The organism is Allochromatium palmeri, from assembly GCF_009720725.1.
Taxonomy (GTDB): Bacteria; Pseudomonadota; Gammaproteobacteria; order Chromatiales; family Chromatiaceae; genus Thermochromatium; species Thermochromatium palmeri.
The window spans coordinates 13,281-31,207 of record NZ_WNKT01000018.1 but is presented as its reverse complement, the minus strand read 5'-3'; the positions used below and the strand labels follow the sequence as shown (position 1 = coordinate 31,207).

The 17,927-nt window shown below is 64.3% G+C and carries 15 protein-coding genes; 6 read left to right on the top strand and 9 right to left on the bottom strand.

The features are described 5' to 3' along the window. Positions 1-20: 20 nt before the first annotated feature. The 4 genes from GJ668_RS09925 to GJ668_RS09910 are packed head-to-tail and all read right to left on the bottom strand — an operon-like array spanning position 21 to position 4,693. The gene (locus GJ668_RS09925) at positions 21-1,325 is read right to left on the bottom strand and encodes a sulfate adenylyltransferase subunit 1 (RefSeq protein ID WP_155449996.1); all 1,305 of its coding nucleotides are present in this window, start codon (positions 1,323-1,325) and stop codon (positions 21-23) included. Between the two features lie 11 nt (positions 1,326-1,336). Next, the gene (cysD, locus tag GJ668_RS09920; RefSeq protein WP_155449995.1) at positions 1,337-2,251 is read right to left on the bottom strand and encodes a sulfate adenylyltransferase subunit CysD; all 915 of its coding nucleotides are present in this window, start codon (positions 2,249-2,251) and stop codon (positions 1,337-1,339) included. Beyond that, positions 2,248-3,018 carry a phosphoadenylyl-sulfate reductase gene (locus GJ668_RS09915; protein WP_155449994.1) on the bottom strand — a complete coding sequence of 257 codons (771 nt, stop codon included), beginning with the start codon at positions 3,016-3,018 and terminating at the stop codon, positions 2,248-2,250. The genes cysD and GJ668_RS09915 overlap by 4 nt, the downstream gene beginning before the upstream one ends. Next, positions 3,011-4,693 carry a nitrite/sulfite reductase gene (locus tag GJ668_RS09910; RefSeq protein ID WP_155449993.1) on the bottom strand — a complete coding sequence of 561 codons (1,683 nt, stop codon included), beginning with the start codon at positions 4,691-4,693 and terminating at the stop codon, positions 3,011-3,013. The genes GJ668_RS09915 and GJ668_RS09910 overlap by 8 nt, the downstream gene beginning before the upstream one ends. Positions 4,694-4,811: 118 nt before the next feature. On the opposite strand from GJ668_RS09910, the gene GJ668_RS09905 reads away from it, so the two are divergent. Further along, on the top strand, positions 4,812-5,753 hold the full coding sequence (locus tag GJ668_RS09905) for a CysB family HTH-type transcriptional regulator (protein ID WP_155449992.1): 942 nt from the start codon (positions 4,812-4,814) through the stop codon (positions 5,751-5,753). 69 nt (positions 5,754-5,822) lie between these two features. Here GJ668_RS09905 and GJ668_RS09900 read toward each other — a convergent pair whose 3' ends face one another. Beyond that, positions 5,823-6,836 carry a sulfate ABC transporter substrate-binding protein gene (locus tag GJ668_RS09900; protein WP_155449991.1) on the bottom strand — a complete coding sequence of 338 codons (1,014 nt, stop codon included), beginning with the start codon at positions 6,834-6,836 and terminating at the stop codon, positions 5,823-5,825. A gap of 227 nt (positions 6,837-7,063) precedes the next feature. Here GJ668_RS09900 and cysT point away from each other — a divergent pair, with 227 nt between their 5' ends. Genes cysT through GJ668_RS09880 form a run of 4 tightly spaced genes read left to right on the top strand, consistent with a single transcriptional unit; the run spans position 7,064 to position 10,883 of the window. Then, positions 7,064-7,942: a sulfate ABC transporter permease subunit CysT gene (gene cysT / locus GJ668_RS09895; RefSeq protein WP_222930772.1), complete on the top strand. Its 879-nt coding sequence runs from the start codon at positions 7,064-7,066 to the stop codon at positions 7,940-7,942. Then, positions 7,942-8,826, top strand: coding sequence for a sulfate ABC transporter permease subunit CysW (gene cysW / locus GJ668_RS09890; protein ID WP_155449990.1), 885 nt, complete (start codon positions 7,942-7,944; stop codon positions 8,824-8,826). Before cysT ends, cysW begins: the two co-directional genes overlap by 1 nt. 34 nt (positions 8,827-8,860) lie before the next feature. Then, on the top strand, positions 8,861-9,946 hold the full coding sequence (locus GJ668_RS09885; RefSeq protein ID WP_155449989.1) for a sulfate/molybdate ABC transporter ATP-binding protein: 1,086 nt from the start codon (positions 8,861-8,863) through the stop codon (positions 9,944-9,946). 1 nt (position 9,947) lies between these two features. Continuing rightward, a complete protein-coding gene (locus tag GJ668_RS09880; protein WP_155449988.1) occupies positions 9,948-10,883 on the top strand; it encodes a CysB family HTH-type transcriptional regulator in 936 nt (311 codons plus the stop codon). A gap of 16 nt (positions 10,884-10,899) precedes the next feature. On the opposite strand, the gene GJ668_RS09875 is transcribed toward GJ668_RS09880, so the two are convergent. Continuing rightward, positions 10,900-11,118 (bottom strand): hypothetical protein, encoded by a 219-nt coding sequence (locus GJ668_RS09875; protein WP_155449987.1) that lies wholly within the window; start codon positions 11,116-11,118, stop codon positions 10,900-10,902. 220 nt (positions 11,119-11,338) lie between these two features. Here GJ668_RS09875 and GJ668_RS09870 point away from each other — a divergent pair, with 220 nt between their 5' ends. Further along, the gene (locus GJ668_RS09870) at positions 11,339-12,130 is read left to right on the top strand and encodes a tRNA threonylcarbamoyladenosine dehydratase (protein WP_155449986.1); all 792 of its coding nucleotides are present in this window, start codon (positions 11,339-11,341) and stop codon (positions 12,128-12,130) included. Here the strand turns inward: GJ668_RS09870 and GJ668_RS09865 are convergent, their stop codons facing one another. The 3 genes from GJ668_RS09865 to GJ668_RS09855 all read right to left on the bottom strand — a co-directional run bounded on the left by GJ668_RS09865 (position 12,131) and on the right by GJ668_RS09855 (position 17,917). Next, positions 12,131-14,299 carry a putative bifunctional diguanylate cyclase/phosphodiesterase gene (locus GJ668_RS09865; protein ID WP_155449985.1) on the bottom strand — a complete coding sequence of 723 codons (2,169 nt, stop codon included), beginning with the start codon at positions 14,297-14,299 and terminating at the stop codon, positions 12,131-12,133. It abuts the gene before it with no gap. 27 nt (positions 14,300-14,326) lie between these two features. Further along, positions 14,327-17,041, bottom strand: coding sequence for a cation-translocating P-type ATPase (locus tag GJ668_RS09860; protein WP_155449984.1), 2,715 nt, complete (start codon positions 17,039-17,041; stop codon positions 14,327-14,329). A gap of 123 nt (positions 17,042-17,164) precedes the next feature. Next, complete coding sequence (locus GJ668_RS09855) at positions 17,165-17,917, bottom strand: Fic family protein (protein WP_155449983.1); 753 nt, start codon at positions 17,915-17,917, stop codon at positions 17,165-17,167. Between the last annotated feature and the right edge of the window lie 10 nt (positions 17,918-17,927).

The following is a 17,927-nucleotide window of genomic DNA, read 5'->3' as shown; positions in this document are numbered from 1 at the left end:
GGGACGCGACGAGCCGGGAATCAGGGGGCTGGCGAGGCGCCAGGCTCGATGATCATCCCGGCCCCGACCGTGTCATTGGTGCTTTCATCGATGAGGATGAAGGCGCCGGTGGCGCGGTTGAGCGTATAGGGATCGGGGAAGATCGGCTGGGCGAGCGTCAGACTCACGCGGGCGATGTCGTTCATGTCGAGCTGGACGGCCGGCTCGTGCTCCAGCCGGTTGAGATCGAGCCGATGGGTGATGCGCCTGACCCTGGCCCGGACCTCGCGTGTGGTATGACGCAGCACATAGGTGCACGCCGGTGAGAGCGGTGTCTCCGCGAGCCAGCAGACATGCGCCTCCAGCTCCCGCACGGTCGGCGGCGCCTCGTCCGGCCGGACTAGGAGATCGCCGCGCGAGATGTCGAGTGCGTCCTCCAGTAACAGGCTCACCGACTGCTCATGCATGGCGCTCGACTGACTGACGCCGCCGATCTGGATGTCGCGCACGCGACTGGTGCGTCCCGAGGGCAGCGCCAGGACCGGGTCGCCGACGGCGATCTCACCCGACTCCACCCGCCCCATGTAGCCGCGATAGTCGTGCAGCTCGGGATTGGCCGCGTCGCGCGGACGGCGCACGTACTGCACCGGAAAGCGAAAGGACTCGGGACGTTCGGTGTGGGCGGCCGGCGTCGTCTCCAGCAGTTCCAGCAACGTCGGGCCGGTGTACCAGTCGAGCCGCTCGCCGCGCTCGACCAGGTTGTCGCCGTGGAGCGCCGAGAGCGGGATGAAACGCACGTCCTTGATCCCGAGCCGGGCGGCGAAGTCCAGATACTCGCCCCGGATGCGCTCGAACACCGCCTGATCGTAGTCCACCAGGTCCATCTTGTTGATCGCGACCACCAGATGCGGAATGCCGACCAGATGAGCCAGATAGGAGTGCCGGCGCGTCTGGGTCTGTACCCCGCGCCGTGCGTCGACCAGGATGATCGCCAGATGGGCGGTCGAGGCGGCCGTGACCATGTTGCGCGTGTACTGCTCGTGCCCCGGTGCATCGGCGATGATGTACTTGCGGGTGCCGGTCGAAAAATAGCGGTAGGCGACATCGATGGTGATGCCCTGTTCGCGCTCGGCCTGGAGCCCGTCGGTCAGCAGCGACAGATCCAGCTCGCTCAGACCCCGGCGTTGCGAGGTTGCGGCGATGGCGTGCAGGGTGTCGGCGAGAATTGTCTTGGTGTCGTAGAGCAGACGCCCGATGAGGGTGCTCTTGCCGTCGTCGACGCTGCCGCAGGTGAGGAAACGCAGCAGACCGTGATCGGTGGCGGGGAACTCGTGTAGCGATGACATGGGCAGTCCTCTCAGAAATAACCGGCTTTCTTGCGGTCCTCCATCGAGGACTCGCTGGCGTGGTCGTCGAGCCGGGTCGCGCCGCGCTCGCTGAGCGTGGTGAGCGCGGTCTCGGCCAGGATGGCATCGAGCGTGTCGGCCTCGGACGCGACCGGCGCGGTGCAGGTGATGTCGCCGACGGTGCGAAAACGCACCCGCAGCTCCTCGACCGTTTCGCCCGGCTGGGCCGGAGTCAGGGGCGTGACCGGACGCAGCAGCCCGTTGGCGTGCACCACCGGACGGCGATGGGCGAAATAGATCGAGGGCAGCTCCAGCCCTTCGCGCTGGATGTAGTGCCAGACGTCCAGCTCGGTCCAGTCGCTGATCGGAAAGGCGCGGATGTTCTCGCCCGGATGGACGCGGGCGTTGTAGAGGCTCCAGAGCTCCGGGCGCTGGTTCTTGGGATCCCACTGCCCGAAGGCGTCGCGAAAGCTCATGATCCGCTCCTTGGCGCGCGCCTTCTCCTCGTCGCGTCGCGCTCCGCCGATGCAGGCGTCGAAGCCGAATTCGGCGATTGCCTCCAGCAGCGTCACCGACTGATGACGGTTGCGCGATTCGTTCGGATGCCTGAGCACCACCGAGCCACGCGCCATCGAGTCCTCCACCGAGCGCACGATGAGACGCGCGTCCAGCTCGGCGGCGCGCCGGTCGCGGAACGCGATCACCTCGGGATAGTTATGCCCGGTGTCGATGTGCAGCAGCGGACAGGGCAGGGCGCCGGGACGAAACGCTTTCTCGGCGAGCCGCAGCAGGCAGACCGAATCCTTGCCGCCGGAGAACAGCAGCGCCGGGTTGGCGCACTGGCCGACGACCTCGCGCAGGATGTGGATGGCGTCGGCCTCCAGCCAGTCGAGATGGCTGAGGGTGCGGGTGTCGAGTGTGCTCATGCGGCACTCCTGTCGCGTTCGATCACTGGGCCGGCAGACGCTGGGCGCGTTTCGAGTTCGCGCCGATGCAGTCCGCATTCCTTGGTCTCGGGGTTCTCCCACCACCAGCGCCCGGCGCGCACGTCCTCACCGATCGTGATGGCGCGGGTGCAGGGGGCGCAGCCGATGCTGGGATAGCCCTGGTCGTGCAGCGGGTTGTAAGGCACCTGGTAGTGCCGGATGAAGGCCCAGACCTCGTGCTCGCTCCAGTCGGCGAGCGGGTTGATCTTCTCCAGACCGTTGGCGGCGTCCCATTCGCGCGCCGGCAACTGAGCACGGGTGACGGATTGCTCGGCGCGCAGACCCGTGACCCAGGCGGCCTGACCAGTCAGGGCGCGCTTCAGGGGTTCGAGCTTGCGCACCCGGCAGCAGGCCTGACGCGCGGGCACCGAGTCGTAGAAACCATCGACACCGTAGCGGCCGACATAGTCGGCGATGGCGTCTGGGCGTGGCGCGTAGCGCTCGATCCGTGTCCCGTAGTGCCGTTCGACCTCCTCGATGAGTTCCAGGGTCTCGGTCGGCAGTCGTCCAGTGTCGAGGGTGAAGATCCGGATCGGCAGGCGCTCGCGCTGGATGATCTCGGTCAGCACCATGTCCTCGGCACCGAGGCTGGTGGCGAACACGATTGAATCCAGCTCGCGGCAGACCTGGGACAGCAACTCGATGGCCGCGGCCTCGCGGGTCGGCCGGGTGTCGGTCGATACGGACGGCTGGCGTCGTTCAGTCATGGGATGTCTCCTGAGGGGCGGCGTCCGCCGACCCGGTCACGATGGTTCTGAAGGGTTCGGTGCCCAGGCGCTGTACGGTGGCGTCGAAGGTTTCCCCCGCCTGCCGGTGCCGGCGATAGAGTGCGATCAGCCCGGCGACCGCGTCGGGCACCTCACCGGCGGCGAACGAGGGTCCGAGTGGTTCGGCCAGCCGCGCTTCGCGGCCGGAGCGCCCGCCGATGAGGATCTGATAGCGGGATTCGCCCTGCTTGCGCAGACCCCGGATGCCGATGGCGGCGAGGTTGTGATGGGCGCAGGCGTTCACGCAGCCGGAGATCCGCAGATCGAGCGGGCCGATGTCATGCACGTCTTCGGCAGCGGCGAAACGGGCCTGGATGGCGGCGGCCAGTCCCAGCGAATCGCCGTGCGCCAGATCGCACTCGCGCGCGCCGGGGCAGGCGACCAGATCGGTGAGCAGGCCGTTGGGGTTATCCAGGTCGAGTGTACGAGCGGCTTCCCAGAGCGCGTGCAGACGGTCCGCGCGCACCTGGGTGAGCAGCAGGTTTTGGCCGGGCGTGAGACGCACCTCGTCGCGGCTCTCGGTCGCGGCCCAGTCGGCGATCCGCTCCAACTGTTCCGGACTCAGGTTGCCGGGCGCTACGCCGGGACGCTTGGTCGAGAGAGTGACGATGGCGTAACCGGCACGCCTGTGGGGCTGCACGTTTTGACGCCGCCATGCCAGATATTCGGGCGGCCCATGAGGTGCGGGTGAGTCGATCCGCGTCTCGGTGTTCGGGGCGGCATCCGAGGACTCGACGAACCGGCGTGCGACGCGCTCGATCTGCGCCTGAGTCAGCGTGGCCGGGCCATCGCGCAACGGCGCCCATTCGGACTCGACTTGCGTGCGGAACTCGACCAGACCCAGCCGCTGGACCAGGTTTTTGAGCCGTGACTTGTAGGGATCGGACTGGCGTCCGTCGCGTACATAGACACGCAGAATCGCTTCGATCCAGGTCAGGAGGTGCGGCCAGTGAACGAAGGACGTCAGCTCCTGGGCCAGCTGCGGTCCGCGTCCCAGCCCGCCGCCGACCAGCACCCTAAAGCCCAGCTCGCCGCGTGTGTCGCGTACCAGCTCCAGCCCCAGATCCTGGGCCGCCAGGGTGACGCGATCGGTGCGCGCCCCATGGATGGCGATCTTGAACTTGCGCGGCAGCCGGCCCATGAGCGGATGAGTCTGGCGCCACTGGTCGAGGATGGCGTGCCAGGGACGCGGGTCTTCCAGCTCGTCCTCGGCCAGACCGGCCAGCGGGTCGATGGCGATGCCGCGGATGCCATTGCCCGAGGTCAGAAAGCTCGACAGTCCGACCTCGGCCAGCTCGGCGAGGATCTGCGGCACCTCGGCGATCTCGGGGGCGGTGAACTGGATGGTCTGGCGCGTGGTGAGATGCACCTCGCCCAGGCCATAGTCACGGGTGATGCGCGCCAGCCGGCGCAACTGCTCGCTGGAGAGCCGCCCCTGGGGCGTGCCCACACGCAGCATGGTGGTCTCGCGCAGTCGGTAGAGCCCGTTCAGCAGGCGCAGTGATCGAAAGTCCTCCTCGCTCAGGTCGCCGTTCAGATAGGCCTGGGTCTGGTCGCGAAACAGGGTGACGTGCTCCAGCAGACGGAGCGGCTCATCGGCGTCGTTTAGATGCATGGTGATACTCGCGGTCGGTCATGGATCGATGAGGGCCATGCTAGCGAGCGCCATTAGCACACAAAAGGAATTTTGGGTTAGATTGATATAGCCATAGGTTATTTGGAACCTGAACGCGATGAATCTGCAACAACTACGCTATGTCCACGAGGTCGCGCGCCAGGGACTCAATGTCTCGGCGGCGGCCGAGGCGCTCTTCACCTCCCAACCGGGCGTCTCCAAGCAGATCCGTCAGCTGGAAGACGAACTCGGGATCGAGGTCTTCCGCCGTCAGGGCAAACGTCTGGTAGCCATTACCGAGCCGGGGCGTCATGTCCTGACCATTGCCGCGCGTCTGCTCGGGGAGCTCGACAACCTGCGCCAGGTCGGCGCCGAGTTCGGTAACGAGACAGCGGGTCGTTTGACCATCGCCACGACCCATACCCAGGCACGCTATGTGCTGCCGCCGGCGATCCGTGACTTCATGGCGCACTACCCGGATGTCCAGCTGTCGTTGCGTCAGGGCAATCCGACCCAGGTCTGCGAACTGGTGAGCACGGGCGAGGCCGATCTGGTCATCGCCACCGAAGCGGTGGCCGAGGCTCCCGAACTCCTGAGCCTGCCTTGCTATGCCTGGAACCGCTGTGTCATTGCCCCGCTAGGTCATCCGATCCTGGAATGCGACCCGCTGTCGCTGGAGGCCATCGCCCGCTGGCCGATCGTGACCTATGACGGTGCCTTCACCGGACGCGGACGGATGAATCGGGCCTTTCAGACGCATGGACTGGAGCCGCGCATCGTGCTGACGGCGCTCGATGCCGATGTCATCAAGACCTATGTGCGCATGGAGCTGGGGATCGGACTCATTGCTCAAATGGCCCATGATCCCCAGACCGATGCGGGGCTGGGCGTGGTCGACGCGAGCCATCTGTTCGACGCCAGCGTCACCCACTTGGGAATCCGCCGCAAATCCTGGCTGCGGGGCTATGTCTATGCCTTCATCGAGGGCTTTGCGCCGCACCTGACGCGCCGGGTGATTGAGCGTGCCCTGAGCGAAGAGGGCAGCGATTATGCGATCTGAGTCGCACGCCCCGGCGTCTGGACGGCGTCGATCCCCGGCTCTGCCAGGGATCGTTCAGGGTTCCAGGGATCAGCGTGCAGCCGGGCTGTAGATCTGATCGAACACCCCACCATCGGCGAAGTGTTTCTTCTGGGCGGCCTGCCAGCCGCCGAGCGCGTCGATCCGTACCAGCTCGACCTCGACGAACTGACCCTGGTGTCTGGCGGCGACCTCGGGATCGGTCGGGCGATAGAAATGCTTGGCGGCCAGTTCCTGACCTTCGGGTGAGTAAAGGAATTCCAGATAGGCGGTCGCGACCGCGCGGGTGCCCTTTTTGTCCACGGTGCGATCGACGACCGTGACCGGCGGCTCGGCCAGGATCGACAGCGAGGGCACCAGGATTTCGAACTGGTCGTCACCGAATTCCTTGAGGGCCAGGAAGGCTTCATTCTCCCAGGACAGGAACACATCACCGATGCCGCGTTGCACAAAGGTCGTGGTCGAGCCGCGCGCGCCCGAATCCAGCACCGGGACGTTTCTGTAGAGCCGGGTGATGTAGTCCTTCACCTTGGCTTCGTCGCCGCCGTATTGCTTCTCTGCCCAGGCCCAAGCGGCCAGATAGTTCCAGCGTGCCCCGCCCGAGGTCTTGGGGTTGGGCGTGATGACGGAGACGCCGTCCTGGACCAGATCGCCCCAATCCTTGATGCCTTTCGGGTTGCCCTTGCGCACCAGGAACACGATGGTCGAGGTGTAGGGTGCGCTGTTGAGCGGCAGACGCGATTGCCAGTCTTTGGCCAGAAGGCCGGTCTCAGCGATGGCGTCGATGTCATAGGCCAGTGCCAGGGTTACGACATCGGCGGCCAGACCGTCGATCACCGCGCGTGCCTGCTTGCCGGCGCCGCCGTGCGACTGCTGGATCTGGAGTTTTTCGCCGGTCTTGTCCTCCCAGTGCCGGATGAAGAGCGGGTTGAGTTCCTGATAGAACTCGCGGGTCGGATCATAGGAGACGTTGAGCAGGGTGGTGGCGGCCTGGGTCGGGGCGAGGCTGGAGAGACCCAGCACAGCGCCGGCGAGCAGTGATTTCAATGGGGTATGGGGCTGCATCGTCGATTCCTCCGGAGTGGCCATGGATACCGTGTGGCCGCTATTTGAACGCTCGCCTCGCCCGACACCAACCAACGAAAATTGCAAAACTTATCTGCGCGCGGCTGGGCCGCCGACATGGCGAGATATAGTCATATTGAATAACCAAATAATTTTTCGTTCGTTTTGGTTATTTCGAAGTTGCACTAATCTCCCAGGCTTCATCGTTCGACATCGAGGCCATCTCCATGACACACCCGATGCCGGTTCCGTTCGGCGCCGCGCCACGCTTCGCTCCGATCCGCCAGACACGGGTGCTGCCGGGCTTCCCGCTGGCGCTCGGCTACACCCTGGTCTATCTGTCGCTGATGGTGCTGATTCCGCTGTCGGCGGTCTTCATCAAGAGCGCGAGCCTGTCGTGGCCGGAGTTCTGGGCCATCGTCTCGAATCCGCGCGTGGTGGCGACCTACCGACTCTCCTTCGGCGCCGCACTGCTGGCGGCGGCGATCAACGCGGTCTTCGGGCTGATGCTGGCCTGGGCGCTGGTGCGGTACGAGTTTCCGGGCAAGAAGCTGATCGACGCCCTGGTCGATCTGCCCTTCGCCCTGCCGACGGCGGTGGCCGGAATCGCGCTCACCGCGCTCTATGCCGGCAACGGCTGGATCGGCTCGCTGTTGGAGCCGCTCGGGATCAAGGTCGCCTTCACTCCGCTCGGGGTGCTGGTGGCACTGGTCTTCATCGGTCTGCCCTTCGTGGTGCGCACCGTGCAGCCGATCCTCGAAGACCTGGAGACCGAGCTGGAGGAGGCCGCCGCGAGCCTCGGCGCCAGCCGCCGGCAGACCTTCACGCGGGTGCTGCTGCCGGTGCTGCTGCCGGCGCTCCTGACCGGATTCGCGCTGGCCTTCGCCCGCGCCGTGGGCGAATACGGCTCGGTCATCTTCATCGCCGGCAACATCCCCATGGTCTCGGAGATCACACCACTGATCATCATCACCAAGCTCGAACAGTACGACTATGTCGGCGCGACCGCCGTGGCCGTGGTGATGCTGATCTTTTCGTTCATCATGCTGCTCGCCATCAATCTGTTGCAGGCGTGGAGCGCCAAACGCACCGGGAGGAATCGCTGATGGCCGTCGCTGCCGCACTGAACGAGCGTCCCGACGCCCGCCGCTATGAAGCCAATGCCGCCACCCGCGAGTCGCCCTGGATCCGACGCCTGATCCTGGGCACCGCCCTGATCTTTTTCGCACTCTTTCTGCTGATGCCGCTGATCGCGGTCTTCGTCGAGGCGCTGCGCAAAGGCTGGTTCACCTATATCACCGCGCTCGCCGACCCGGACGCACTGGCGGCCGTGCGCCTGACGCTGCTGATCGCGGCGATTGCGGTGCCGCTCAATCTGGTGTTCGGCGTGGCGGCCGCCTGGTCGATCGCCAAGTTCGAGTTTCGTGGCAAACGTTTTCTGACCACGCTCATCGATCTGCCGTTCTCGGTCTCGCCGGTGATCGCCGGTCTGATCTTCGTGCTGCTGTTCGGCGCTCATGGCTGGTTCGGCGCCTGGCTGTTCGAGCGCGACATCAAGATCATCTTCGCCGTGCCCGAACTGGTGCTGGCGACGGTGTTCGTCACCTTTCCCTTCGTCGCCCGTGAGCTGATCCCGCTGATGGAGGCGCAGGGTCGCGAGGAAGAGGAGGCCGCTGTGGTGCTGGGGGCAAACGGATTTCAGATTCTCTGGCGGGTGACGCTGCCCAATATCAAGTGGGGTCTGCTCTACGGGGTGATCCTGTGCAACGCCCGCGCGATGGGCGAGTTCGGCGCGGTGAGCGTGGTCTCCGGGCATATTCGCGGCCTCACCAACACGCTGCCGCTGCATGTCGAGATTCTCTACAACGAATATCAATTCGCCGCCGCCTTCGCCGTGGCCTCGCTGCTGGCGCTGTTGGCACTCGTCACGCTGGGACTCAAGTCGCTGGTCGAATGGAAGGCGGCCCAGCACGCCGCGACCGACGCATGACCCGAACACAGTCATCAGGATTCAGGATTTCAGCATGAGTATCCAGGTCGAACACATCCACAAGACCTTCGGTTCCTTTGTCGCGCTCGACGCTGTCTCGCTCGACTTCCCGAGTGGCGCTCTGACCGCGCTGCTGGGCCCGTCTGGCTGCGGCAAGACCACGCTGTTGCGGGTCATCGCCGGGCTGGAGCGCGCCGACAGCGGTCGGGTCGTCCTCGCCGGCGAGGACGCCTCCGACACCCATGTGCGTCAGCGCCGGGTCGGTTTCGTCTTCCAGCACTATGCACTGTTCCGGCACATGACGGTGTTCGAGAACGTCGCCTTCGGCTTGCGGGTCAAGCCCAGACGCGAGCGGCCCCACGAGGCCGAGATCCGCGCGCGAGTGATGCGCCTGCTCGAACTCGTCCAGCTCGCGCCACTCGCGGATCGTTTTCCGAGTCAGTTGTCTGGTGGCCAGCGTCAGCGCATCGCGCTCGCGCGTGCCCTGGCGGTCGAACCCAAAGTCCTGCTGCTCGATGAACCCTTCGGCGCGCTCGATGCTCAGGTGCGCAAGGAACTGCGCCGCTGGCTGCGCCGGCTGCATGACGAGCTGCACATCACCTCGGTCTTCGTTACCCACGACCAGGAGGAGGCGCTGGAAGTGGCCGATCAGGTGGTGCTGATGAATCGTGGCCGGGTCGAGCAGCAGGGCACGCCGATCGAGGTCTACGAACAGCCGGCCACGCCCTTCGTCTATGGCTTTCTCGGCGCGGTCAACACTTTCCACGGACGCATCGAAGGGGCACACCTGCGGGTCGGCGCGGCGACCCTGGCTCATGGTCAGGATCAGTTCGCGCTCGATGGGGAGGCGGTCGCCTTCGCGCGTCCGCACGAGCTGATGATCGTCACCGATCCGGATCACGCTGATGGGATCGCCGCCAGCGTGGTGCGTATTCTCAGCTTCGGCGCCAGCACGCGTGTGGAGCTGGACAGTCTGACCCCGGAGCCGGACAGCGCGTTGCCGGTCCACTACGAGGTCATCCTGCCGCGCGAACAGATCCAGGCGCTCAAACTGGTCGAAGGCCAGCGGGTGCGGCTGGTGCCCACGCGCATCCGCGTCTTCCAGGGGCAGGCCGCCTGAGATGAACTTTCAGCAGTTGCGCATCGTGCGCGAGACCGTCCGCCGCGATTTCAATCTCACCGAGGTCGCCAATGCGCTCTTTACCGCGCAGTCGGGTGTGTCCAAGCACATCAAGGATCTCGAAGATGAGCTGGGGGTGGAGTTATTCACCCGTCGCGGCAAGCGTCTGCTCGGTCTGAGCGAGCCGGGCAAGGAGCTGCTGCCCATCGTCGAGCGCATCCTGCTCGACACGCAGAACATCAAGCATCTGGGTGAGCAGTTCGCGCAGCAGGATACGGGGCACCTGGTGATTGCGACCACGCACACCCAGGCCCGTTACGCCCTGCCGCCGGTGGTCACCCGCTTCAAGCAGGCGTTTCCCAAGGTTCATCTGGAGCTGCATCAGTGCGGACCAGAGGAGATCGTGTCGCTGCTGCGCACGGGTCAGGCGGATATCGGCATCGCCACTGAGGCGCTGGCGACTGAGGCGGATCTGGTCAGTTTTCCCTTCTATACCTGGCAGCATGCGCCCATCGTCCCGGATGGTCATCCGCTACTCGGTATCCAGCCCCTGACGCTGGAGGCGCTCGCTGAGTATCCGCTGATCACCTACCATCCCGGCTATACCGGGCGGGCGCGCATCGATGCGGCCTTTGCCCGCGCTGGACTTATCCCGGACGTAGTGATGTCCGCGCTCGATGCGGATGTCATCAAAACGTATGTCGAACTGGGTCTGGGGATCGGGCTGATCGCCGCCATGGCCTGGCACCCCACCCGCGATGCGGGGTTGCATCTGCTCGATGCGCCCGATCTGTTCGAGGTCAACACCGCCCGGCTGGCGCTGCGGCGCGGACATTATCTGCGCAACTATGCGCTGCGTTTCATTCTGGAATGCGCCCCAGCGCTGACCACGGATCAGATCAAAGAGGCGGCCTTTCCGAAGGTGTCAATCCCTTGATCCCCGTTGTCGGTGCTCAGGCGCCGCTGCGATAGAGCTGCGGCGGCTGCTCGGCCAGGTAGCGCGCCATTACGTCATCGATCGACATCGCGGACTCAACTGGCTGGCGTGACGCGACGCTGGCCCGCCGACGGATGGATGGGGCGCGAACGCCACTGGCCGCGAGACGCCCTCTGGCCCGCATGGAATCCATCGTGGATGACGGCTTGGCATGATTGGTTGAAGAGATGATCATGGTTCGCGCTCCGGTTGTTGCCTTGAAGTGAGTTGGTCGCAAGAAATCGCGACCTTGGGGTGCAAGGTAACGCAGGAGTGCTGACCAAAAGCTGACCGTGCGAGTCAGCAAACGGACGCGCTCAATCGCTTTGGACTGGAAATGGCCTGATGCGGCATCATTGGCGCGATTCTCTTCCCCCGGGGCGAGTCCCGCTCGGGCTTATTTATCTTGTAACTCCATGCCGAACCAACTAACCCCTGAACGCACGTCCGACGACCGCCGCCGTTTCAGCAGCCTGGCACGACTGTATGGCGCGGAGGGACAGGCCCGACTGGCCGCGGCGCACGTCTGTGTCGTGGGCCTCGGCGGCGTGGGTTCCTGGGCGGCGGAAGGGCTGGCGCGCAGCGGTGTCGGTCGTCTGACCTTGATCGACTTGGATCATGTCGCCGAGTCCAACATCAACCGCCAGATCCAGGCCGCCGATCCCACGCTCGGTCAGGCCAAGGTCGAGGCGATGCGTGCGCGCATCGCCAGCTATGCCCCGGACTGTGAGCTGACCCTGATCGAGGATTTCGTGACCCCCGAGAATGCCGCTGAGTACCTCGATAACGGTTTCGACTCTGTGATCGACGCCATCGACTCGGTGCGGGCCAAGGTGGCGATGATCGCTGTCTGTCATCGTGCCGGCATCCCGCTGGTGACCTGCGGCGCGGCGGGCGGTCAGATCGATCCAACCCGGATCCGTGTCGACGACCTCGCGCGCACCATCCAGGATCCGCTGCTGTCGCGGGTGCGTGCTCAATTGCGCAAGTCGCACGGTTTCACCCGCAAGCCCAACAAGCGGTTCGGTATCGAAGCGGTGTATTCCATCGAACCGGTGCGCGATCCGCCCACCGGGACGGTCTGCAACCCGAGCCAGTCCGGGCCGAGCGGACTCAACTGCGCGGGCTTTGGTTCAGTGGTTACAGTCACGGCCAGCCTGGGGTTGTTCGCGGCAGCGCGCGCACTCAACGCGCTGTCTTCGTCTTAGTCAGGTCCGCGAGCGATCACGCAGAAACGGCTCGATCTCGCGCGCATTCTGGGGCCGCGAGAACAGATAGCCCTGTCCATGCGGGCAGCCTTCGCGGATCAGGAAGTCGCACTGGGCCTGGGTCTCAACGCCCTCGGCCAGGGCTTCGAGCGAGAGCGATTTGGCCATCGCGATGACGGCGCGGGTGATGGCCGTGTCATTGGCGTCGTGCGGGATGTCGGAGACGAAGGTCTTGTCGATCTTGAGCGTGGTCAGCGGCAAACGCTTGAGATGGATGAGCGAGGAATAGCCGGTACCGAAATCGTCGATGGCGACCTTGACGCCGAGTTCGCGCAGCTGATGCAGCACGCTGCCGGCCTGCGCCACCGAGCGCATCACGGTCGATTCGGTAATCTCCAGTTCCAACTGACTGGGCGCCAGTCCGGTCGCGCTCAGAATTCGGTCGATCAGCGCGACGAGATCCGGTTGATCGAACTGCTTGGGCGAGAGATTGACGCTGATCAGCGCCTCAGCCGTCACCAGCCCGCGATCGAACCAGGCTTTCATCTGACGGCAGGCTTCACTGAGCACCCAGGTGCCCATCGGGATGATGAGGCCAGATTCCTCCGCCAGCGGAATGAAAGTCACGGGTGAAATCAGACCTGACTCCGGCGGCTGCCAGCGCACCAGTGCCTCCAATCCTCTCAGCGTGCCGCGCTCCAGATCGAGCTGAGGCTGATAATGCAACAGGAACTCACCGCATTCGAGCGCGCGGTGCAGGCTCGATTCGAGCTGTACGCGCTCGACGGCCCTGGCCGTGAGGTCGCGCGAATAGTATTGAAAGGTGTTGCGCCCGCTGTCCTTGGCACGATACATGGCCGTATCGGCGTTGCGCACCAGATCATCGACCGTGGCGCCATGCTCAGGATAGAGGCTGATGCCGACGCTGGCGCCCAGAAAGACGCTGTGGTCCAGCACCTCGAACGGAGGCTTGAACAGATCCAGGATCTTAGTCGCCACGAGTGCCGCATCCTGATCATGCTCAATGTGGTTGAGAATGACAGTGAACTCATCGCCGCCCATGCGCGCGATGGTGTCGTCTTCGCGGAACAGTTCACGCAGCCGCTCGGCGACCGCCGTCAGCACTTGGTCGCCATAGCTGTGATCGAAGCTGTCGTTAATCTGCTTGAAACGATCGAGGTCGATAAAGAGCACGGCACACTTGCGCCCATGACGATGAGCGGTGTGGATGGCCTGACTGAGGCGATCGGCGAACAGCAGCCGGTTGGGCAGGCCGGTCAGTGGGTCGTGCTGGGCAAGATGGGCATAACTCAGTTCGCGCTCGCGCAGCTCATCGAGTAGGGCGAGATGTTCGCTGATGTCGCGCGAGACCTCAATGATGGCACACACCTCGCCATGCTCATCGAACAGCGGGCTGGCGGCGACCTCGTACTGACGCAGCGAGCCATCCTGGGCGAGATAGTGACGGATGATCTTACAGGGCTGGCGCGTCTCCTGGACAATATGCAGTGGACAGGGACGCTCCTCCTGGTTGCAGGGGCGCTGGCGGTCGGCGGCGAGTTTGTAACAGGCGGCGCAATGATTGATGGACCCAGAACGCTCGGTGATTTCGCGTGCAACGCGGTTCATGCGCAAGACCTGGTACTCAGTGCTGATGACGAGGATCGGATCGTCGATACCATCGATCACGTTCTGCAGGAAGCGGCGTTCTTGCTGAAGTGCTTCCTCGAAACACTTGCGCTCGGTGATGTCGCGCCCGAGGACGACCAGCCCCTTGCGCTGACCGTCCGGCTCGAACACCGGCACCTTGATGACGTCATAGACCTTGACGACGCCATCGGGGCGCTCGATGACCTCCTCGGCACGCGAGAGCTGTCCCGCTTCCCACGCCGCCTCGTCGGTCGCCTCGCAGGCCAGGAACGACTGACGATAACTGGGATGGGTATCGTCGGCCAGTTCACTGTCGGTCTTGCCGCGATAGTCGACTTCGGTCAGCGCGAAGAGTTCGAGATCGGCCTCATTGGCTTCGAGCCAGCGTCCGGCACCATCCTTGAAACAGATGATGTCGGGCGTGGAGTTGATGAGTACGCGCAGGCGCTGCTCGCTCTCGCGTAACTCTCGCTCGACGCGCTGGCGCTCTCGCTCATGTTCGCTGTCGTGATTCTGCATCTTGATGTTCCCGTCGCTTCCGCGTGACTAGCGTCGAGCGAAGCGCGCGCGGATCAGTTTATCAGTTTCGATAGCCAGGAAACTCGGGAGCAGGGTCGCCAAAATCAATGGCCACCACTCAGTCGGGAAGGCTGCGAGCCGGAAGGCGTCGGCGACCGGGGTGACGAAGGTGCCGGTCAGATGCAGCAGTACGCTCAGCCCGATACCGCCGAGCAGCCAGGGATTGCCGAGCGGGTTGAGTTTGAACGCTGAGTCGAACAGTGAGCGCGCCGAAATCAGATAGCCGATCTGAGTCATGAGGATCACCCAGAAAGCCGCCGTCTGCGCCTGCGTCAATAGGAGCGGATCGACCAGCTCGCCATCGACCACGGCCATCGAGCCGAAATAGTGATACACGAAGAAACTCGGCACCGCGATCATCAGCCCCATGAGCACCACACGTTGCAGAAACAGCGCGTCGATGATGCGCACGCCCGGATCGCGTGGCGGACGTGCGAGCAGATCCTTCTCCTTTGGCTCCATCATCAACGGTAGCGTCAGGAGTATCGAGTCGATCAGATTGATCCAAAGGATCTGGATCGGTTCGAGTACGAAGCGCTCGGCGAACACCGGCACGAAGGCCGCCATGAAGATGGCGCCCATGATGAGCAGCGCCTGAGCGGCATTGGTCGGCAATGTATAGAGAATCGCCTTCTGGAGATTGGTCCAGGCATGACGTCCTTCCTCGACCGCGTTGACGATGGTGGCGAAGTTGTCGTCGGCCAGCACCATGTCGGCGGCCTCGCGCGCGACCTCGGTGCCGGCGATGCCCATGGCCACGCCGATGTCGGCCTGCTTGAGCGCCGGGGCGTCGTTGACGCCGTCGCCGGTCATGGCGACCACCAGACCATTGGCCTGGAAGGCTTCGGCGATGAATTTCTTGTGCTCAGGGGCCACGCGCGCGAACACCGAGACGGTCTTGACGCATTCGCGTAGCGTCTCGGGCGACATCTCGGCGAGCTGGGCGCCTGTGACCACCTCGTCGGCGGTGATGCCAAGCTGGGAGGCGACCGCCTGCGCGGTGTCGGGATGGTCGCCTGTGACCATGACGGTGCGAATCCCGGCACTCTTGCACTTGGCGACTGCTTCGATCGCCGAGGTCTTGGGCGGGTCGATCATGCCCTGGAGTCCGGCGAAGGTCAGGCCGCTCAGGTCGGCGTGCAGCAGATCGGCGTGATCGGCATCGACCTCCTTGAAGGCGAAACCGAGCGTGCGCAGCGCCTGGCGCGCAAAGCCCTGGGCGGCGCTCAGGTAAGACGCTGAATCGAGCGCGACCGCCTGTCCATCGGCGTCTAACTGGCTCGTGCACATACCAAGCACGGTTTCGGGCGCGCCCTTGACGGCGATGAAGCGTCGTCCGCCGTGCTCGGTCATGACCGCCATGTATTTGGTGGCTGAATCGAAGGGGATCTCACCGAGCCGATGCGCGTCGCCCTTGCTGATCCCGGCCTTGGCGGCGCTGACCAGGATCGCCAGCTCGGTCGGATCACCGACCCCACCGCCTTCGTCCTTCAAATGGGCATTGTTGCAGGCGGCGCCGATTTCCATCAGCGTGTGCAGGGCCGGGTGCCCGGCGGTGTCGATCTGTTTGCCGTCGTGCACATAGTGCCCGGTCACGTCATAGCCCACGCCCGAGACTTCCAGGGTCTGGGTGCCGACCTGGACGCGCGTGACCGTCATGCGATTCTCGGTCAGGGTGCCGGTCTTGTCCGAACAGATGACCGAGGTCGCGCCCAGGGTCTCGGCGGCCGGCAGCTTGCGAATGAGCGCCTTGCGTGAAGCCATGATCGTGCCCGAGACCGCCAGGATGGCTGTGACCAGCGCCGGCAGCATCTCGGGGATGGCCGCGACCACCAGCGACACGGCGCCGAGGAAGCTGTAGCCCATGTCATAGCCGAGATAGAGTCCATAGACGAAGTTGAAGGCGCCGACGGCGAGAATGGCCTTGATGAGCGTGTGGACGAACTCGCTCATCTTGCGCTGCAAGGGCGTCTGGCCTGAATCGGCGCTCTTGACCATGTCGGCGATCTGGCCGAAGACGGTGTTGGCGCCGGTCTCGACCACCAGACCGCGCGCCGTGCCCTGGGTCAGATAGGTGCCGGAGAAGCCCATGTTGCGCTGATCGCCCGGGACCAGAGTATCGCCAGCGAGCGGCTGGGTGGATTTCTGCACCGGCACCGATTCGCCGGTCAGCGAGGACTCGTCGACATAGGCGCTGCTGGCGTCGATGAAGCGGATGTCAGCCGGGATCTTGTCGCCGCCTTCCAGGATCACCACATCGCCCGGCACCAGCTCGCGCGAGGGCAGACGCATCAGTTCGCCGTCGCGCATCACGAGGCATTCGGGCACCATCATACTGCGTAGGGCATCGAGCGCGCCCTCAGCCTTGCCCTCCTGCACGAAGCCGAGGATGGCATTGAGCAGCACCACGCCGAGAATGACCAGGGTATCGGGCAGCATGTGGCTGCCGAGCGCAGTCAGCAGGCCCGTGATGGTGGCCGTCACCAGCAGGATGATGACCATCGAGTCCTTGAACTGCCGCAGGAAACGCACCCAGGCGGGTGTCTTCTTGAAGGCGAGTTCGTTCCAGCCTGCCTCCGGGCGGCGTGCCTCGACATCGGCATGTGACAGGCCGCGCTCGTGCGAGGCGTTCAGGGTATCGAGTGCCTCGTCGACACTCAGGCCGTACCAGTTCGGTTTCATTGATTGCTCCGCAAGAGATCCAGCACGTCTAATCGCTTAGGGCGATAGGATGGACATCTGAATGGATTTGGTTCCAACGCGATGTCCCTATTGTATCGCTCCATTTGAAATGGAGGGCCGCCATCATATGGCTCCAAGGCGTTTCAGCAGCGTTTTCATCCCGTGCAGCACATGCCCGGCGATGAGCGTGATGAAAACCGACTTGTCGGCTTCCAGATTGGCCTTTTCCAGCGCATCGTAGTAGTCACGGCGGCTGTCGGTATCGCCGGGAATGTTGGTGATGCTGTAACCATTGGCCAGCAGGATCAGGTTCATCGCCAGCCGTGCCGTGCGGCCATTGCCGTCGATAAAGGGATGGATCGTCACCAGCCGTTCGTGCGCCTCGGCAGCGCGGACCACCGGATGCAGACCCTGTGACTTGCCGGTGAGCCATCGGCCATAGTCCTCCATCAGCTTGGGCACGGCCCATGGCTGCGGCGGCACATGACGGCTGCCGGCGATCATGACCGGTAGGTGGCGATAGCGCCCCGCGTTGTCCCGATCGATGCCGCGCAGTACGAGTGCGTGGATGTTGCGCAATTCCTGTTCATCCAGGGTTGCGCCCCTGGTTGCCAGCTCGCGGATATACAGAATGGCTTCGTAGTGATTGATCGCCTCCAGGTGTTCGCGCATCGACTTGCCGCCGACCGTGAGTCCTTTGTTGACCACCAGATCGGTCTCACGCAGCGTCAGCGTGTTGCCTTCGATGCGGTTGCTTTCGTAGGTGTATTCGATGTCCAGCGCCAGTTGCAGTTGCGTGCTGGTTAGGGGGCGGGCGGTATCGAGACGGGTTTTCAGGTCGTCGATCTCTACCAGAAGCGCATCGAGTTCAGGCATCTTGATGGTC

Bases quoted from the DNA above. Each gene is read 5' to 3' on its own strand.
- GJ668_RS09925 (WP_155449996.1), bottom strand. From the start codon at position 1,325: ATGTCATCGCTACACGAGTTCCCCGCCACCGATCACGGTCTGCTGCGT.
- cysD (WP_155449995.1), bottom strand. From the start codon at position 2,251: ATGAGCACACTCGACACCCGCACCCTCAGCCATCTCGACTGGCTGGAG.
- GJ668_RS09915 (WP_155449994.1), bottom strand. From the start codon at position 3,018: ATGACTGAACGACGCCAGCCGTCCGTATCGACCGACACCCGGCCGACC.
- GJ668_RS09910 (WP_155449993.1), bottom strand. From the start codon at position 4,693: ATGCATCTAAACGACGCCGATGAGCCGCTCCGTCTGCTGGAGCACGTC.
- GJ668_RS09905 (WP_155449992.1), top strand. From the start codon at position 4,812: ATGAATCTGCAACAACTACGCTATGTCCACGAGGTCGCGCGCCAGGGA.
- GJ668_RS09900 (WP_155449991.1), bottom strand. From the start codon at position 6,836: ATGCAGCCCCATACCCCATTGAAATCACTGCTCGCCGGCGCTGTGCTG.
- cysT (WP_222930772.1), top strand. From the start codon at position 7,064: ATGACACACCCGATGCCGGTTCCGTTCGGCGCCGCGCCACGCTTCGCT.
- cysW (WP_155449990.1), top strand. From the start codon at position 7,942: ATGGCCGTCGCTGCCGCACTGAACGAGCGTCCCGACGCCCGCCGCTAT.
- GJ668_RS09885 (WP_155449989.1), top strand. From the start codon at position 8,861: ATGAGTATCCAGGTCGAACACATCCACAAGACCTTCGGTTCCTTTGTC.
- GJ668_RS09880 (WP_155449988.1), top strand. From the start codon at position 9,948: ATGAACTTTCAGCAGTTGCGCATCGTGCGCGAGACCGTCCGCCGCGAT.
- GJ668_RS09875 (WP_155449987.1), bottom strand. From the start codon at position 11,118: ATGATCATCTCTTCAACCAATCATGCCAAGCCGTCATCCACGATGGAT.
- GJ668_RS09870 (WP_155449986.1), top strand. From the start codon at position 11,339: ATGCCGAACCAACTAACCCCTGAACGCACGTCCGACGACCGCCGCCGT.
- GJ668_RS09865 (WP_155449985.1), bottom strand. From the start codon at position 14,299: ATGCAGAATCACGACAGCGAACATGAGCGAGAGCGCCAGCGCGTCGAG.
- GJ668_RS09860 (WP_155449984.1), bottom strand. From the start codon at position 17,041: ATGAAACCGAACTGGTACGGCCTGAGTGTCGACGAGGCACTCGATACC.
- GJ668_RS09855 (WP_155449983.1), bottom strand. From the start codon at position 17,917: ATGCCTGAACTCGATGCGCTTCTGGTAGAGATCGACGACCTGAAAACC.